This window comes from Dietzia maris (genome assembly GCF_014144855.1).
Classification (GTDB): Bacteria; Actinomycetota; Actinomycetes; order Mycobacteriales; family Mycobacteriaceae; genus Dietzia; species Dietzia kunjamensis.
This window is the reverse complement of record NZ_JAALDN010000174.1, coordinates 1-1,588: the sequence shown is the minus strand read 5'-3', so window position 1 is coordinate 1,588 and position 1,588 is coordinate 1. Positions and strand designations below refer to the sequence as shown.

At 59.4% G+C, this 1,588-nt stretch carries 1 protein-coding gene; it reads left to right on the top strand.

What is annotated here, in order from left to right:
* Positions 1 to 3 precede the first annotated feature (3 nt).
* Positions 4 to 333 (top strand): four-helix bundle copper-binding protein, encoded by a 330-nt coding sequence (locus G6024_RS06395; protein ID WP_235027785.1) that lies wholly within the window; start codon positions 4 to 6, stop codon positions 331 to 333.
* The last annotated feature ends 1,255 nt before the right edge of the window (positions 334 to 1,588 follow it).

Sequence of the window (1,588 nt, the reverse complement as noted above, 5' to 3'; positions counted from 1 at the left end):
GCAGTGGCCACTTTAGCGGGAACACTCCAGACTTGCACCTCGTGCGCTGACGCCTGCCTGGCCGAAGAGATGGTCGCAGACCTACGGAACTGCATTCGCCTCAACCTTGACTGCGCCGATCTCTGCGCAACCACTGGCAAAATCCTCAGCCGTCGCACCGGGCAGAACCTCGCCACGGTCAAGACCACGCTCGAGGCATGCCGGACAGCATGCGCAGAATGTGCCACCGAGTGTAAGAAGCACGAGGACATGCACGAGCATTGTCGCGTCTGCGCCGAAGCCTGCCGCAAATGCGAACAGGCCTGCACCGAACTCCTGTCCGCGATCAGCTAACGATCAATGCCCGGCCTGGTCGGTCGTACGACAATCGACCAGGCTGGGTCACCCGCCGATATCCAGACCTTATGTCAAGTCAGCCTCCTCCCCGTAGGTGAACCTGGTAGATGGCGCTTCACCAGAACGTCCCGGGATAGGTCGGCCCCTTGCCGGGCCGACTGCCCACCACGGGCATATCCAGGAGGCCACCGAGTTTGACCCGCCCGCAGCACCCCACGCATTGAAAGGGGCGCGGCGAGTCAGGGCGTCCCGTGAACGTGTCGCGCGAGTTTGGAGTGAACACCACTAGGGAAGTCGATCGGAGGAACCTAACGGTACACAAGTGGTAGCCGTCTCTTCCATCGGCTTGTATGGTGCCCACATGAGTGACTTCGAGTACAGGGGCGACTGGAACAATCAGTGGAATTTCATCGAGAAAAGCACTGGGATGGCCTATACGTACAATCGATTCGACGACGATTCGTTCGAGTTGGACACGGGCGACCGTCTTATAGTCACTCAGGCGAATAGTACTCGTTTCGTGTGGTCACTCAGAGAAAACAGAAATATAGAGTGGCTTTAGCTTCCCTTCGCCTAGTCGCGGAAGAAGCGCGCTGCGGGGAAAGCTCAAGAGCCGGCGACGTCAACTAGCGTTCTCCCCACGACCGTGACAGTCCGGCCTGGATCATCTTCCATGGATGAAACGTTTGCTCGGGAGGCCCGGTGACCTCATGCCAAGGGACCGGACCCCACGCAGGTGTCGCGATTGACGATCACCAAATGCGGTACGTGTTGCGCCTTCCCAGCGTCAGTTCCGACAACTGCACGATCGAACTATTCGATCACGTCTTCCGTGGCGTACACCTCGGGAATGGGGTGACGCTCCCCGGCGAGGTGAGCATTGAGTTCGACCCCGGCTTCCAATTGGTGTCGCTCGGCTCTGCGCTCGGCGTCATACTCGGAGGGATGGCCTCCGCGTGAGTGTGCCCCGCAGGGGCACCTCCAGTGATAGAGGGCCCGCGTCTCGGGCTCAACTAGCTTGCGAAGGAAGTTCTTGACCATTTGTCTCTCCGTCTCTGGCGTAATCTTCGATTCTATCGTTGGGGTGCTACCACCAATTACGGTCTGCGCTCAACCGGCACTCGCTGAGCGGAAACTTGAGGACTCGCGCGGCTCAGGACGACGTCTGACTTATCCGCGCTGTCTCGTTCACGTGTAGGTCCGGCTTCGTCATGCTGGGGATGGAGTGTTCCCGCTAAAGTGGCCACTGCAA